This window comes from Sphingorhabdus sp. EL138, from assembly GCF_900258045.1.
Classification (GTDB): Bacteria; Pseudomonadota; Alphaproteobacteria; order Sphingomonadales; family Sphingomonadaceae; genus Parasphingorhabdus.
In genome coordinates, this window is the sequence record NZ_OGVD01000002.1 from 163,236 (window position 1) to 178,646 (window position 15,411).

Annotated in this window: 14 protein-coding genes; 3 read left to right on the top strand and 11 right to left on the bottom strand. The window is 52.5% G+C overall.

Going from position 1 to position 15,411, the window contains the following annotated elements; all coding sequences use genetic code 11:
* Nucleotides 1–32 precede the first annotated feature (32 nt).
* Entirely contained in the window at nt 33–2,306 is a 2,274-nt protein-coding gene (parC, locus tag DK507_RS04205; protein ID WP_109355080.1) for a DNA topoisomerase IV subunit A, read from the top strand.
* Between the two features lie 79 nt (nt 2,307–2,385).
* Here the strand turns inward: parC and eda are convergent, their stop codons facing one another.
* From eda to DK507_RS04240, 7 genes are all read right to left on the bottom strand, one after another.
* Complete coding sequence (gene eda / locus DK507_RS04210; protein WP_109355515.1) at nt 2,386–3,009, bottom strand: bifunctional 4-hydroxy-2-oxoglutarate aldolase/2-dehydro-3-deoxy-phosphogluconate aldolase; 624 nt, start codon at nt 3,007–3,009, stop codon at nt 2,386–2,388.
* A 32-nt stretch (nt 3,010–3,041) separates the two neighbouring features.
* A complete protein-coding gene (locus tag DK507_RS04215) occupies nt 3,042–3,740 on the bottom strand; it encodes an HAD family hydrolase (RefSeq protein WP_109355081.1) in 699 nt (232 codons plus the stop codon).
* Nucleotides 3,712–4,461: an acylneuraminate cytidylyltransferase gene (locus tag DK507_RS04220; RefSeq protein ID WP_109355082.1), complete on the bottom strand. Its 750-nt coding sequence runs from the start codon at nt 4,459–4,461 to the stop codon at nt 3,712–3,714. Before DK507_RS04220 ends, DK507_RS04215 begins: the two co-directional genes overlap by 29 nt.
* Nucleotides 4,462–4,485: 24 nt before the next feature.
* Nucleotides 4,486–5,682, bottom strand: a complete 1,197-nt coding sequence (locus DK507_RS04225; protein ID WP_109355086.1) for a hypothetical protein — start codon at nt 5,680–5,682, stop codon at nt 4,486–4,488.
* A gap of 359 nt (nt 5,683–6,041) precedes the next feature.
* Entirely contained in the window at nt 6,042–6,968 is a 927-nt protein-coding gene (locus DK507_RS04230) for a DMT family transporter (protein WP_109355087.1), read from the bottom strand.
* On the bottom strand, nt 6,965–7,966 hold the full coding sequence (locus DK507_RS04235; protein WP_109355088.1) for a low specificity L-threonine aldolase: 1,002 nt from the start codon (nt 7,964–7,966) through the stop codon (nt 6,965–6,967). The genes DK507_RS04230 and DK507_RS04235 overlap by 4 nt, the downstream gene beginning before the upstream one ends.
* 103 nt (nt 7,967–8,069) lie before the next feature.
* Entirely contained in the window at nt 8,070–8,561 is a 492-nt protein-coding gene (locus tag DK507_RS04240) for a hypothetical protein (protein WP_109355089.1), read from the bottom strand.
* Nucleotides 8,562–8,735: 174 nt separating this feature from the next.
* Here DK507_RS04240 and DK507_RS04245 point away from each other — a divergent pair, with 174 nt between their 5' ends.
* Nucleotides 8,736–9,476, top strand: a complete 741-nt coding sequence (locus tag DK507_RS04245) for an autoinducer binding domain-containing protein (RefSeq protein WP_109355091.1) — start codon at nt 8,736–8,738, stop codon at nt 9,474–9,476.
* Nucleotides 9,477–9,486: 10 nt separating this feature from the next.
* Here DK507_RS04245 and DK507_RS04250 read toward each other — a convergent pair whose 3' ends face one another.
* The 4 genes from DK507_RS04250 to DK507_RS04265 form a co-directional block, all read right to left on the bottom strand.
* Nucleotides 9,487–11,838, bottom strand: coding sequence for a bifunctional diguanylate cyclase/phosphodiesterase (locus DK507_RS04250; protein ID WP_109355092.1), 2,352 nt, complete (start codon nt 11,836–11,838; stop codon nt 9,487–9,489).
* Between the two features lie 92 nt (nt 11,839–11,930).
* Entirely contained in the window at nt 11,931–12,110 is a 180-nt protein-coding gene (locus DK507_RS04255; protein WP_109355097.1) for a hypothetical protein, read from the bottom strand.
* A 26-nt stretch (nt 12,111–12,136) separates the two neighbouring features.
* A complete protein-coding gene (locus DK507_RS04260; protein WP_109355098.1) occupies nt 12,137–12,712 on the bottom strand; it encodes a DNA-3-methyladenine glycosylase I in 576 nt (191 codons plus the stop codon).
* Between the two features lie 50 nt (nt 12,713–12,762).
* On the bottom strand, nt 12,763–14,082 hold the full coding sequence (locus DK507_RS04265) for an isoprenylcysteine carboxylmethyltransferase family protein (RefSeq protein ID WP_109355100.1): 1,320 nt from the start codon (nt 14,080–14,082) through the stop codon (nt 12,763–12,765).
* A gap of 157 nt (nt 14,083–14,239) precedes the next feature.
* Here DK507_RS04265 and DK507_RS04270 point away from each other — a divergent pair, with 157 nt between their 5' ends.
* Nucleotides 14,240–15,406: a PQQ-dependent sugar dehydrogenase gene (locus tag DK507_RS04270; protein WP_109355516.1), complete on the top strand. Its 1,167-nt coding sequence runs from the start codon at nt 14,240–14,242 to the stop codon at nt 15,404–15,406.
* The last annotated feature ends 5 nt before the right edge of the window (nt 15,407–15,411 follow it).

Consider the following 15,411-nt stretch of genomic DNA (forward strand, 5'->3'; position numbering starts at 1 on the left):
CAAGCGGAATCGACCCTGCTATCGCATCCAGCATGAGTGATGTAACCGATGCGCCCGGCGCTGAGCCCGAAGATGAATTTGATGCCATAGTGGACGCACCGTTTGATGCGGCGCTGTCCGAGCGTTACCTGATTTACGCCATGTCGACAATCACCGCGCGGTCGCTGCCCGATCTGCGTGACGGCCTGAAACCTGTGCACCGGCGACTTCTGTGGGCGATGCGGTTGCTGAAACTGGATCCGGCACAGGGTTATAAAAAATGTGCCCGCGTCGTCGGCGATGTCATCGGTAAATATCACCCGCATGGTGACCAGTCTGTCTATGACGCGATGGTCCGTCTCGCGCAGAGTTTTGCGATGCGCTATCCACTCGTCGACGGGCAGGGAAATTTCGGCAATATCGACGGAGATAATGCGGCTGCCTATCGATATACCGAAGCGCGCCTGACCCGCACGGCGATTGAGCTGATGCATGGTCTTGACGAAGGTACCGTTGATTTTAAGCCTACCTATAATGGCGAAGATGAAGAGCCTGAGATCATGCCCGGCCTGTTCCCCAATCTGCTCGCCAATGGCGCGAGCGGCATTGCGGTCGGCATGGCGACCAGCATTCCTTCGCATAATGTGGCCGAGATTATCGATGCCGCAACATTGCTGATCGAAAGGCCGAAGGCCGAGCACGCTGAAATAATGGAGATTATCAAGGGCCCTGATCTTCCCACTGGCGGCACGCTTGTCGATCCGAAGTCGGTTATTGATGCTGCTTATGAAAGCGGCCGCGGCGCGATGCGCGTGCGGGCGAAGTGGGAGAAGGAAGACGCCGAAGGTCGAGGTGCCTGGCAGATAGTCGTAACCGAAATTCCTTATCAGGTGCAAAAGGGCAAGCTGATCGAGCAGATTGCCCAGATTATTGCCGACAAGAAGCTTCCCATTCTCGCGGACATTCGCGATGAGTCAGACGAAGACGTTCGCATCGTGCTGGAGCCAAAAAGTCGCGCCGTCGATCCTGATGATCTGATGAACGCCTTGTTCCGGATGAGCGATCTGGAGAACCGCTTTTCGCTCAACATGAATGTGCTCGACAAGGACCGCACGCCGAAGGTCATGGGTATCACCGAAGTCCTGCAACATTGGATTGTCCATCAGATCGAGGTGCTGGTGCGCCGTTCGCAGCATCGCATAGACAAAATCGATTCCCGGCTGGAGCTGCTCGAAGGCTATATTATCGCCTATCTCAATCTCGATCGCGTGATTGAGATTATCCGCAATAATGATGAGCCGAAGCCACTTCTGATGGAAGAATTCAAGCTGAACGACCGACAGGCGGAGGCGATCCTCAACATGCGGTTGCGGTCTTTGCGCAAGCTGGAGGAAATGGAGTTGCGGACCGAGCGGGACAAGCTGCTCGAAGAACGCGAGGGGCTGGCAAAATTGATCGAAAGTCCGGCACGGCAGAAGACACGTCTGAAAAAAGACCTCGCGGCGATGCGCAAACTTTATGCAGAGGATACCGAGTTGGGCGCGCGCCGGACGATGCTGGAAGAAGCGGCGCCCGCGCGTGAAATTTCGCTCGAAGCTTTTATCGAGAAAGAACCGGTTACCGTGATCATGTCCAAGCGCGGCTGGATCAAGGCGATGAAGGGTCATGCCGATCTGTCCAAGCCAGAGTCCTTCAAGTTCAAGGAAGGCGATGGTCCGAGATACGCCTTTCATGCACAAACGACGGACAAGCTGTTAATGTGCTGCGATAACGGACGATTCTACACGATAGGTGCGGACAAGCTACCCGGCGCGCGGGGTTTCGGTGAACCAGTGGCGTCGATGGTCGACATGGAGCCCGGAACCGAGCCAATTGCCATGATGGTGGCTGATCCCAAGGGCAAGCTTCTGATCGCGTCGACATGGGGGCGCGGCTTTGTCACCAACATCTCTGATGTGGTTGCCGAGACCAAAAAGGGCCGTCAGGTCGTCAACCTGAAAGGCGATGCAAAATTACTGGTTGTGCGGCCGGTTACTACGGATGCGGACCATGTTGCGGCCATTGGTGAAAACCGCAAACTGGTGGTCTTCGCACTGTCCGAAATGCCGGAAATGGCGAAGGGGCAGGGCGTCATGTTGCAACGCTATAAAGATGGCGGATTGTCAGACGCGACAGTGTTCAAACTGGAAGAAGGCCTGAGCTGGGCGATGGGCGGTGAGTCCGGCCGCACGCGGACCGAGCATGATCTGACCATGTGGCGGGTTGCCCGCGGGGCGGCGGGAAGACTGCCGCCGACAGGTTTCCCAAAGAGCAGGAAATTTGATTGAACCCGGCACCTTAAGATACCCGCTTTGGGCGAAAGAGCGGACATAAAACTGCTCTCGAATTGGCTACAGCAGATCTGATTTATTCAGCGTGACCATTCATTGTGCTAGCCGTTCGGGCCGTATTTCCAATCAAATCAAGATCAGGTGATCCCTTGGGGACGAGCCAACTACCTCCAACGCAAAGCACGTTTTTCAAGGCCAGCCAATCCACCGCATTCTTTGCGTTAATCCCACCGGTGGGACAAAACAGGCACTGGCCAAACGGTCCGCTTAGCGCTTTTAATGATGGAATCCCGCCGGACGCTTCTGCCGGAAAGAATTTGAAATGACGGAAGCCCATGTCCATGCCACGCATGATGTCACTAGCGCTGGCTATTCCGGGAAGAAATGGAATTTTTGCTGAGAGGACTGCCTTACCCAAATCTTCGGTTAATCCCGGGGATACAATAAATTCCGCGCCGGCCAAAAGTGCTGCATCGAGATTGTCGGGATTGGTGATCGTACCAGCCCCCACGATTGCACCATCTACCTTTCGCATTTCTCGAATAATGTCGAGCGCGGCTTCGGTTCTCAAAACCACTTCAAGAACTCTCAATCCATTGGCCACGAGCGTTTGTGCTATGGGTCGCGCGTCCGCGATATCATCAATGACCAATACCGGGATGACCGGCGCGGTCCGCATAAGCTTCTCAATCGGCTGCATATCACCACTCATCTCTGGCTCCATATGATTATTCAAGCAGCTTTCCTGCTTGCGGAAGTCGATGTGGCAGGCTTCCCATCGTCCGCGATGAAGAACTTGCCCAATCGGTCGACTACAGTTGTCCCCTCGGGAAAGGGGTTCGTTGCTTTTTCGGCACGGCCCAAGAAGTCCATATCGCAAGCCAAGGCGCAGTTATAATCCGTCATTGCGTCACCTACAAAAAGGCATTGATCGACAGTCAAACCGTTCGCGCGCATAATATCGTGCGCAATCACATCCTTTTTTTCCGGTGAACCTCGGGCGGTTTTGAAGAATGGGTTCAGGCCTTTGCGTTCAACAATGATCTGTAGTTCATCATGCGGGGTTCCCGATACAATATGGGCCTGAATATTGCGCCGTACCAACATTGCAAGAATATCGGCGACGTCAGGCAGCAAGGGGCTCGCCACGACCTCATCCAGCACAATCGAAGACAATTTGTTGCACCATTGCAGAACTTCATCTTCTGACAATGTTATGCCGAGCAAATCGCGATGAAAGCGCGGAATTTTGTCATATCGGGTTTCGCCGGGAACGGCGCGTTGATAATCCTCCACCGCCTGTCGGACATCTGGTCCGAACTCATCATATAGCGCTCCGAAAGCGGTTATTTTGGCATCAACGGAATCGGCGATCACTCCGTCAAAATCAAAGAGGATACAGTCATATGGCGACAGGGAAGTCGGGGTCATGGGCACTCCAGTTCACTATTGTTGAGGGATTGACGGCGTCCAGCCCGTCTTCAGCATAGACCGCGTAGAGGGCCCGGGCGATGCGATAATCCTCGATATAGTCGATATCGACACCAGCCAGCTTGGACAGCGGCTGAAGTACCGGATTATCGCCAACGAAATATTCGCGCGCCAATATTTGCTGGCGCGGTGCCATGTAGATGCTGTTGGTCACTTTGAACCAATCGGGCAATTCCTGTGAAATTGTATGATTGCGACTGGCTTCATAATTGAGGGCACCTTCGCGCGACCAGAAATATTCCTTCATCAAATTGACGCCTAGCAAGGAGTCATTCTCGCCTTGGATGACCTGATCAAGATAGGCGCGAAAAGCATCCGAATATTCCTGCGGTGCCATTAACGGACAAACCACGGTGGACCATGCGATATGGGTGTGGGGTATGTCCCGCACGATTCCGGTTATGACGTCGCGAAATGGCGCAATATGGTCCACTGCCAAATGGCGCGCACGGTGATGGCGAGAGACGCCGAAACGGTCGCCTAATTCCAAAAACGCTTCGTCTTCGCTCGACAGATAAATACGCCGTGGGTCGATTATTTTGGTCAGCTGCGCCAACTTCCATTCGATCAGCGTTTCCTGATCCCCAAAGGGAAGCAAGCATTTTTCCGCAATGCGTGAACTTCCACGTCGAACCGGCACGATTACTCCCAGATCATACATGAACAGTTTCCTTTTTGATTGCTCTCATGCAGCTTTCTCCAATGGCTGATCGAGATAGCGGGTTATGGCATGGCCCCAGCGATCTGGATCAACCGGCTGGATCATGCGAGAAACAATATCACTGGCATCAAGGGTAGGATCGGTGGGATCAAACACGCTATTGGCAAGATGGAAGGCAAACCAGCGGCGTGCCAAAGCAGGGTCTGCCCGCCTAGCCGTACCGCTAGCAATATCGGCAAGAAATGTGGGTAAATCTTTGTAAGCCTGAAGCCAGTCACCCGTCGCAAAATCGGACAGTCGCAAAATTGGTGTTCCAAGTGCGGCGCATGCAGACCAGCTTTTGGAATTACCAACAATCATACCGTCACAATGTTGACTCAAAGCCAATGTGGTATGACCGGCCTCCTCGTTACTGCGGAGCATTACGACCTGACCATGTCTGGCCGATATGGCGGCATCAACCGCACGGTTGTCGCCATATAGTTCATTTAAAGGATGGTTGGTTACGGCGAGGATAACATCATCGCCCAATACCGATGCGAGTTCCAAGATCATCTCAGCATTGTTTGAATAGCGATGGTGTTGCCCGAAGAAATTCTCTTCGTGCTCATATTCCAGTGGCAAGCCGATAATGATTTTGTCGTTTGGCAAACCCGTTTTTGTCAGAAACTCTGCACGAGTCGAAAGCGCCATATCTGCAAGCATTTGTTCCCACAAAGGTTCAGCAAGCCGGTCAAGCTCGTCGGCCTGTTCAGATGAAAAAGAGGGCATCAGGCCATGATCGAACAGCGACGGGGGCAAAGATATCCAGTTGCTTCCTGTCCGGAAAGGCGGTGCAGCGCCTTCCATAATATAGCGCACAATGCCTGGAAATCGCCTGGGTGTACCAATATCGGCGCTGCGACACAAAACAAGATCTGGATCAATGTCATCAACCAACGCAAAAAGATCATCTTCTCCGTTGGCGTCGGTGCGTAACAGGGGATGATCCGGGCCATCCAGAACATACCAGCGGACATGATCTAGATCGCCAATCAAATGGATTTGTTCTTCACCGATGCCAGTATTCTGCCATAGTGGCGACACCAGCACATGAACGTCATGATCCCGGGCAATGGCTCTGATCAAATGGACAACAATATTTTCGAACCACCATGGGGTTACGACGGGCAGGTAAAATAATATGACTTTCCTTTCCTTTGTCACCACATGTTCCAACATCGCTTTCCCTTCTCTTGAACGCTCCTGCCGAAGCAATCAGACCCAACGACCCGCCGTCTTTGTTCCGAAGGCACGCACATCGCTTGTGAAAGCAGAGCAAACTATATGCCAACCGCTTTGCAATTCTGCTTAAGTGACTGTATTTTGGGAATATCGGGATATTCGAATGTTCGCGGGTGTTGGGTCAACTTCCGAAAACGGCAAAAATTAGTTCAACCCGGCAAGATTTTGCCGGACCCAGATTGTTTTAGGGGATTACCAGGCAACCAACGTCCGCTTTCGGGATAATGCGGATACCATAAATACGCACTGTACCGTCCGGTGGAGCCGCGCCGTAATCCAACCCGCCCAATCGAGCGTCATTCCACCTTCGGCTTGCGCGCTCGCAATGCGACCAGCAGTCCGGCCATGGCAAGCAGTGCGCCGGCGGCTGGCAAAAAGGTCCAGACATAACCTTCGAACAGCGTTGAAAGGATCATCGCGACGACTGGCACCAGCACGCTGGAATAGGCCGCTTTTCCGGCTCCGATTTCGCGCAGGAGCACAAAATAGAGCGGAAAGGTGATTACCGAACCGACAATGGCGAGATAGACGATACCGCCAAGATAGGCGGCGCGCATTTCGATCACGGGCGGGCCGACAGTGATCCATGACAGTAATATATTGATCGCCGCACCCCAGAACATCGCCCATGCCAAAAGCGTCAGGATCGGATAGCTTTTCAGCCGCGGCAAGGCCTGCATCACATTGGCGACCGACGCAGATAAAATACCCCCCACAGTCAACGCTACTCCCAATATCACATCAGCCAGTGTCGCCGGCGAGCTTTTATATTCGTGCCAGAAAAGCAGCGCGATGCCGACGGCTGCGATGGCGGAGCCGGCCAAAAAAGCAGCGTTTATCCGTTGGCCCAGAAAGATCCGGCCCAATATCGCATTGGGTACCATCAACAGAGCAAACAAGACTGCAACCAGGCCGGAGGTAATGTATAGCTCGGCATTATAGACGAAGTTGAAGTTGAACGAGAATTGGGCAATGCCGATCAAGACGGCCCAGAACTGCCCCTTCATGCCCAAACGGAATGGCAAGCGTTTGAAGCCAACCAGCACGAACATCGCAGCGGCTGCGATCATGAACCGGTAGCTGACCGACCAGCTTGGCGGGACGTCGGAAATCTGGTCCTTGATCACCAGCCAGGTCGAGCCCCAGATCAGGGAAACCAGTAAAAACGGGACCAATATGCGCGGCGTAAGTAAACTGGTTTCGCCGTTATCCGACGGTGTCATAGGGCCTGGATCGCCTCGGCCAACGGGCGGATGTCCTCCGTGCTCTGGTTCCAGCTCGTGACCAGCCGGGCCTGGCCTTCGCCCCAGTCATAGAAATCAAATCCGGCGGCGCGCAGGCTTTCCGCTTCGCTGGCGGATAATCTGATGAATATCTCGTTTGCTTCGACGGGATGAATTAACCGGTTGCTGGCCGCCTCGGCAATGATCTGCGCCCCGGTATTGGCTGCGCGCGAATTATCCAGCCACAGGTCATCATTCAGCATCGCCAGTATCTGGGCGGCAAGATAACGTCCCTTGGACTGTAGATGCCCACCACGCTTGCGGCGGTAATGGGTTTCGCGGGCCAGTTCCGTGTCGAAAAAGACGAGCGCCTCTGCGCCCATGCCGCCATTTTTGACAAAGCCGAAGCTAAGCGCATCAACGCCGGCTTTCCATGTGATATCGGCCGGGTGACAGCCGAGAGTTGCAATCGCATTGGCAAAGCGCGCGCCATCCATATGCAAACCAAGTTTCCGCTGTTTGCAAACTTCCGCAACAGCTGAAACTTCGTCCGGCCTGTAAACCAGACCATATTCCGAGGCATTGGTCAGCGATACCGCGGCGGGCTGCACCTGGTGTACATCGTCGCGGATTGCGGCGCAGTGCTGATCTATGGTTTGCGCGGCAACTTTGGCACCTTCGCCATCCACCAGCATCAGCTTCGCCCCGCCAGTATAGAAACCGGGCGCCCCCGCTTCATCCTGTTCGATATGCGCTTCGCGGTGGCAGATTACCCCCTGATGGGGTTGGCACAGTGCCGCCAAAGCCAGCGAGTTGGCGGCTGTTCCCGTTGCCACCCACAAAACCTCGACGTTGGTTTCAAACAGCTTGGAAAAGGCGCCATTCAACTGCGCGCTCAAAGCATCGCCATCATAGGCGGTATCCTGATGGTTGGCTTCCGCCAAAGCTTCCATCACCTTGGGGTGAACGGAAGCAGCATTATCGGAGAAAAATCGCATAAGATGGCCATGCTGCCAACCAGCCGCCGCGTCAAGATTGTGATTGCGGGGAGCGCTAAGAATGTAACAGGCTTTACGTGGTCCCACCTACTTCAAGGGCAGATCAACCAAGCCCAGCAGATACCTTATTCGATACTGTCATATCATTGTCTGCGATGCCCCTCAAACCCACTGGCTTATCCATTCCTACTCGAATATATTCAAACAGTTGAGCTATCTTCGTCATGGCTTTGTCGGTCAGCAATATGTACGGCTCATCACCTATATGCTGTTCGTGATATAAAAACCCATCCGCGGACAGGAGATCGATGTAACGAAGCACCAGTTTTTCTGATATTTTTGCTTTTTCCGAAATTTCGGACAGTCGCAGCTTCGCGCCAGATCGCTTGGCTTCGTAGAGCTCAAGCAAAACATCCCAGATATTGCCTGTACAATATTCATCAGGAAAAACGCCAACTCGTGCTCTTCTAAGATCGATGGCAAATTGGCCAAGATCAATCTTTCCGATCGCCTGCTCCCATTGTTGGTTTTCCAGCCGCTCCAGTCTTTGCTGGATGTCTTCCAGTAACAAGATTTGATCGCGCGTTTGATCCATCACGTATCTCCGATAATGCAGGGGGGACTTTAACTTTTACCAAGTCACGTCAGCGAAAGGCCAAATAGAGACAAGGCCAAGTGATGTTGTCACGCAAACAGGGGACAAGTTGAAAAATTTTGTAAATTGGCCTAGGCTTGATGCCGAAAAGCCACAACGCAAGTAGCAGGGGCCATGGCTACGGAGAACCAGAACTTACATATCGGCGAACTTTTTCAGAGGATCGCTTCGCTATCCTCTCTCGCAGATATACTGGAGCTTGTTCGAATAGCCGTTGTAAATCTTGGTGCCAACCGGACCAGCTATCATTTTACCCCAAAATTAAAATCGCAAACAGATCATATGGTTCAACTGGCAACCTATGGCTTTTCGAGAGAATGGCTTGGGTTATATGAAGAACCAGGTTTTCGAAAACATGACCCGATTCCGGACATAGTCATGCAGCATGGCGGACCCATGTTGTGGAACGATGCCCTTGCCTTGCGGCGACTGAATGAAAATGAGGAAAGGTTCGTCAATCTACTTAAGGCACATGACCTGGATCAGGGGATAGGTATTCCCTTATATGGCCCAAAAGGGCGTCATGCTTATTCGGCGTTTACGTTTGATCCTGTTCAACTTACGTATGATGAAGCTACTATAGCGACGGTAGCTGCGATCGCCAGCGCTGCGCATGTCAGAATATGCAATATTCTGGACAAGCAATATGAACCGCAGGTGCACTTGTCACAAAGAGAAACGCAAGTCATCCGGCTGATCGCACATGGTCATTCGAATAAAGCGATAGCAGCGGACTTGGATATAGGAGGATCAACCGCTGATACATATGTCCGCCGGGTCTTTGCAAAACTGGATGCCAGCGACAGAATCAGTGCCTCCATCCGCGCCCTGGAACTTGGTATATTGCGGTTGTAGCGCTTGGATATCAGGCTTTTTTACGCTTTTGGCCCGCTGGTATCGGCGCATCAGTTGCTGGCAAATAGATTGTTTCCACATTGGGAACAAACTGATCGGTAAGACGCAGATCGGTGCATTCTTCCAAGGCTTCGGCTTTTCCGTATAAAAAGCCCTGCACCTGATCACAGCCTTCCAGTCGCAATTCCTCGACCTGATCTTCGCGCTCCACACCTTCGGCCGTGGTTGTCATGCCGAGATTCTGCGCAAGGTTGATAACGGACCGGATAATTGCCCTGCAATCTTCGCGTGTATCGATTTCACTGACAAAACAACGATCAATCTTGATCTTGTCGAACGGGAAACTGCGCAGATAATTCAGCGAGCTATATCCCGTCCCGAAGTCATCCAACGATATCCGGATGCCCAGATCACGAAGCGTATGCAAGGTACGGATATTGGCATCGCTATCTTGCATCAATATGCTCTCGGTTATCTCCAGTTCCAGCCGGCGGGGGTCGACTCCGGAATGCGCGAGGGCATTGACAATCGTTGATACCAGGTTGGCACTGCGCATTTGGGTGGGAGAGAGGTTTATTGCGATCGTCAGGTGGTCATCCCAGGCCGCAGCATCATCTAGCGCTTTGCGAATGACCCATTCCCCCAACTGCACGATCATGCCAGTTTCTTCGGCCACGGTGATGAAATCATCCGGCATGACAACGCCGCGCTCCGGATGTTCCCATCGCAGCAGCGCTTCATAGCCGGTCCTCTTTTGCGTCTTTAACTCCACCAGCGGCTGGTAGTGCAAGCGCATTTCATCACGGCCCAGTGATGCCCGCAAATCGAGCTCCAGGTTACGTCGTGCCTGAGCGGCAACATCCATACCCTCTTCAAAACTAGCAACCCGGTTTCTGCCGGCCCCTTTTGCCGAGTAAAGTGCAAGATCGGCATATTTCAAAAGCTGGTTTGCATCGTCCATATCAGAATGCCATTCGGCCACGCCGACGCTGACTCCCGATATTACATTATGGTCATCGACCATGAACGGGCACCCAATTTGCTCGACAATCTGATCCGCGACACCCCGTGCATCCTTGGCTCTTTCACCTTTCAACAGAAGAGCAAACTCGTCGCCGCCAATTCGGGCAAGCAGATCTCCTGGTCTCGACAGCTTTTCGAGCCGCCGTGAAATCATTTGCAGCAACCTGTCGCCAATCGGATGCCCCAGGGTATCATTGATCGTTTTGAAATGGTCCAAATCAAAGAAGATCAAAGCCACGTCATCGCCAGACTTGGCTCGATGGATCGTGCGATTGAGCGTTTCGGTAAACAAACGCCGGTTGGGTAAATCGGTCAGGCCGTCGAAATGCGCCATGTAACTGACTTTGGCTTCTGCATTTTTTTGGGCTGTAATGTCTTCAATAACACCTCTCATCGCGATGTTTTCAGAATCAGGAACGCCTTCGTTAGCCCGCGCACTGACGGTCCACCATTGCAGTTCACCTTCCACTTCAACCGGGACGGTCAAGTCCCGAAAGGACCGCCCATTGGCGATATGATCAGCAAGCAGTTCGCGATGCTCTTCATCGTCCAGCAGGGAAACAAGCTTCATCCCGTTCATTACCTGTTTGGGCCGACGAAAAGCCTCGGCGAAGCGGTCGCAGACGTCAACAAGCTGACCCTCTTTGTCCAGGGAGAATAACCAGTTGGAAGCCTGTTCTTCAAAGTCGTTTAGCAGCAATTTTACTGTTTCAGCCGATTGCCGGATTTCCTGACCGGCCAAAAGCTGTTTGGCAAAATTGTCGAATATATTGCCGCAATTTACATATAATACCGCTGCAAACATCGTCAGCAAAGCGATGGCAAGATAGCTCTCTATCCCACCGAGATAAAGCAGTCCGGCCGTCAGTCCAACATAGATGATCAGGGTCCATGCACGTGAGGCCTCCGGAATATGTCGATATGACACAACTGCAGTGCTCATTTTGCCAGCACCGATAATTGCCAGAAGCATCAGTTGAGCAGGTGTCGCCACCGGTAGAAGACAAGCAACCCCTGCACCCCACATATGGGCATAGCCAGCTGCGTTAAATATGATGTGCTTTTTGAGTTTCAGCATTTCACCGCGAGGCAAATCCTGAGCTTTGGCCCGCTCAGCCAGTTGCAAGCGCCTGACGGAAAGATAGGCAAACATGCCATACCACAGCAGATGCATGGCCATGGGGGCCTGATCAAAGAACAGGAACGATAAAATCGCGGCGTTTATGATGTTGGCAAACACTGTCACACGAATGGACTTGCCATGTTCGGCAAGCTGCTCGCGCAATATCAAATCCTGATCGGAATCCCCCAGGTCGCTTGTCTTGTTTTTCGTCGTCATTAAATCCCCACGTCACGCGGGGTAGCGGAAAACTGTAAATATTTTACTATTTTGCCTATTTTACATAGATTTACAGATTGTCGACTGAGCGACTAACGCTTCTTCGCTATCTTGAGCTTATCGGCTTTCGCGCGCTTTTTGATTGATTCTTCGCTGCGGGTGAGCGCCTTGGAGATTGCTTTCAGGGTCATGCCCTTTTTGGCAAAAGCATGGAGCTTTTGAATTTCTTCGCTGTTCCAAGGCTGTTTGTGACGTTCGAAACGCTCTTTCATATTGATCATTCCTATATGAATGGCGACTATGCCTGCCAGCAATCCGCCATATGATCATCAACCATCCCGATTGCCTGCATATAGGCATAAATGATTGTGCTGCCAACGAAACTCATTCCACGCTTTTTGAGATATTTGGAGATGATATCGCTAATCGGGGACGTCGCCAGCATTTCCGACATATCGACAGGCCGGTTGGTGATGGGCGAGCCATCCACATGGGCCCAAAGCCAATTGTCAAAGCTACCAAACTCCTTCTGCATATCGAGAAAGACCCGCGCATTTTTGCGGGTGGAGTAGATTTTCAGCTTGTTACGGATGATCCCTTCATCCTCTCGCAACGCCTCCAGTTCGCCGTCGGTCATGGCCGCCACACGTGCGATATCAAAGCCGTGAAAGGCGCGGCGATAACCTTCCCGTTTCCGGAGTACCGTTTCCCAGCTTAGCCCTGCTTGCGCGCCCTCCAGTATCAGGTTCTCGAACAGTTTTTGGTCATCATGCTCTGGAACGCCCCATTCCTCGTCATGATAAACCCCGTAAAATTCTTTACCTGCCTGTCCGCCAAAGCAGCGGCGTTTTCCATCGGTACCAATCACTGTCATCCGGCCAGTTTATGTCCGTATTCGGGCTTTTGAAAGCCCCAATGGTTTTTCTATTCAGCAGGCTGAATTTCCGGTTCCGGTTTGTCAGCTGATGGCCACCAGCCGACTTTCACCTTGGCCCAGTTAATAGCGCGCGGGATCGGGGCGTTGCGGTCCATCCATTCTGCATATGCCTTATAGGCGGGATCGCTGAGCAGGTGTTTTTCTTCTGTCTTCGCTCGCCAGTAATATACGCCGCTGACCACCGCAATGATGGCGGTGTTGCGCACCATATCGATGAAGCTGCCCGACGTCACCAGAAACGGCATGGTCGCCAGCCACCAATACAGGTTTTTCGCCACATAGGCGGGATGCTTGGTAAAGCGATACGGTCCATGGGTCAGTATGCCCCGATGCGTAAGGTTCGAAAAGCGCAGACCAAAGGCAACAGTCGCCCAAGCGTAGATTGCAGTCAATAGGACCAGAATTCCACCCCAGATTGCCAAAATCGTCTGATGCCCTTGCAGCCAATAAGCCCAATCCGCCGTGTTGACATGATAGTTTAGCGGACCATCCATCAATATGAACGGCGGATAGCAAATCAACGCTGCCACCCAACCGGCAAGATAGGGGTTGGCCGTCCGGATATGCGCATCCAGCGGCTTCATGGTCAGCAAATAACCGACGGTCGCAAACTGCACGTCGACGACAAACATGGCAATAATCAACCAATGGGCGATAGCGACAGGGTCATTGATAATCTGTGATAGGTCGAGGCGGACAATATCGCCAAATCCGCCTGGCACGATGGAGATCATAAAGGCCAGGAAAAAGCCTTTGACCGCCCAAGCTCGTAGATGATGATCGATCTGCTCACGGTCATATTCGCCCCGTGCCCCCATCAGAAATTGACCGAAATGCCAGGCACCATCACGGGGTTCGACAAACCTGCGGTCCATCCACATGACATAAGGAATGGACAGGCCAAGCAAAAAGGGAGCTGCCGTCTCCATCATTTCCATCGAAAACTGATACTGCCCGGTCCAATACCAGCGTCCCACGCAGTAGATAAAAGCTATAATGGCCCATGTCGCCCACAGACCGGCCAGCTTGGCGACGCTAATATCAAATGTCTGTTTGAGCGGTTTGGGGTTTTTCCAATCAATGCCGGTTGACGCGCGCAGATGTACTTTGTCGTAGAGCAACGACCAGATTACCATGGGCACGGCACAGGCTAGGCAGGCAACAAGCGCGGAATATGGGCCATCCATGCCATATTGTCGCGCTATCATAACCCACGAGAATAATCCGATCAGTCCGGCAATACCCACACCGCTGGATACCGCAGATGGCGGGCGCGGATCAGGCCTGTCTGATTTTCGTGCGAACATGGCTCAGTGCTTTAACCGGAAATGGTAAGTAACGAGTGAACGTCGGCTTTTGACGCCCGATTATTCTAGGAATTGCTATTGTAATCCGCTATATTTTCACAAAATCAGCCATAGGCAACTTACTGGATCCACATAGAAAATGATCATGGGAACAAAAATGAGAAATCTTACACTTGCAACCGGATTATCTATCGTTCTTATCGCCTGCAGCAACGGCGACGATGCACAGGCTAGTCAGGGTGGTTCAGAAGAGGCTCAAGCTTCAACTGACATCTCTCCGGTGGACCGCAAGCCTTTTGAAAAAAACGAGATCGCCAGTTTTGACGAGCCTTGGGCAATGACCTTCCTGCCCGATGGCCGGATGCTGATCACGGAGAAGAAGGGCAAGCTTTTGCTCGTAGACCAGAAGGGCGCAAAAACCGAAATCGCAAATGTGCCCGAGGTTGATTATGGCGGTCAGGGCGGTTTTGGCGATGTCATTCTCGCACCTGATTTTGAGACCAGCGGACGGGTTTATCTCAGCTGGGTTGAAGCCGGAGACGATGACACGCGCGGCGCGGTTATCGCGCACGCCCAACTTGATCTTCAGGGCACTCAACCGGATTTGAAAGAACTGAAAACAATCTGGACCCAAAACCCGAAAACCACGGGGCGAGGCCATTATTCTCACCGCATGGTGTTTTCACCCGATGGCAAATATCTGTTTATCGGGTCCGGTGAGCGGCAGAAATTTGATCCGTCGCAGGATATGACCGGCAATCTGGGCAAGATCATCCGGCTTTACCCGGATGGCAGTGTGCCAGAAGACAATCCATTTGTTGGTCAGGACGGCGCGCTGCCAGAAATCTGGTCCCTGGGTCACCGCAACATTCTCGGCATGGCTTTTGATAGTGAGGGCAGGCTGTGGAACCAGGAAATGGGGCCGAAAGATGGTGATGAGCTGAATCTGGTCCAGCCAAAAGCCAATTATGGTTATCCGATTGTTTCGGAGGGCGATCATTATGATGGGAAAAAAATCCCAAACCATGATACACGCCCCGAATTCGCTGCACCAAAAGTGGCCTGGGTCCCGACCATCGCGCCATCTGGAATGATATTCTATTCAGATGACCTTTTCCCTGCATGGAAAGGCAGTGCTTTTATCGGCGGTCTGGCAAGCGAAGCGATTATTCGCGTATCCTTTGATGGCGAAACGGCGCAGGAAGCGGAACGCTATGCCATGGACACACGTATCCGTGAAGTTGAACAGGGACCCGAAGGCGCTCTATGGGTACTGGAAGATGGCGAAGACGGGCGGTTGTTAAAGCTCACGCCGCCCCAATAGCATCG

Coding starts and splice junctions, on each gene's coding strand:
- DK507_RS04260 (WP_109355098.1), bottom strand. CDS start 12,712: ATGACAGTGATTGGTACCGATGGAAAACGCCGCTGCTTTGGCGGACAG.
- parC (WP_109355080.1), top strand. CDS start 33: ATGAGTGATGTAACCGATGCGCCCGGCGCTGAGCCCGAAGATGAATTT.
- DK507_RS04230 (WP_109355087.1), bottom strand. CDS start 6,968: ATGACACCGTCGGATAACGGCGAAACCAGTTTACTTACGCCGCGCATA.
- DK507_RS04220 (WP_109355082.1), bottom strand. CDS start 4,461: ATGTATGATCTGGGAGTAATCGTGCCGGTTCGACGTGGAAGTTCACGC.
- DK507_RS04235 (WP_109355088.1), bottom strand. CDS start 7,966: ATGCGATTTTTCTCCGATAATGCTGCTTCCGTTCACCCCAAGGTGATG.
- DK507_RS04225 (WP_109355086.1), bottom strand. CDS start 5,682: ATGTTGGAACATGTGGTGACAAAGGAAAGGAAAGTCATATTATTTTAC.
- eda (WP_109355515.1), bottom strand. CDS start 3,009: ATGCAGCCGATTGAGAAGCTTATGCGGACCGCGCCGGTCATCCCGGTA.
- DK507_RS04240 (WP_109355089.1), bottom strand. CDS start 8,561: ATGGATCAAACGCGCGATCAAATCTTGTTACTGGAAGACATCCAGCAA.
- DK507_RS04215 (WP_109355081.1), bottom strand. CDS start 3,740: ATGACCCCGACTTCCCTGTCGCCATATGACTGTATCCTCTTTGATTTT.
- DK507_RS04255 (WP_109355097.1), bottom strand. CDS start 12,110: ATGAAAGAGCGTTTCGAACGTCACAAACAGCCTTGGAACAGCGAAGAA.
- DK507_RS04270 (WP_109355516.1), top strand. CDS start 14,240: ATGAGAAATCTTACACTTGCAACCGGATTATCTATCGTTCTTATCGCC.
- DK507_RS04245 (WP_109355091.1), top strand. CDS start 8,736: ATGGCTACGGAGAACCAGAACTTACATATCGGCGAACTTTTTCAGAGG.
- DK507_RS04250 (WP_109355092.1), bottom strand. CDS start 11,838: ATGACGACGAAAAACAAGACAAGCGACCTGGGGGATTCCGATCAGGAT.
- DK507_RS04265 (WP_109355100.1), bottom strand. CDS start 14,082: ATGTTCGCACGAAAATCAGACAGGCCTGATCCGCGCCCGCCATCTGCG.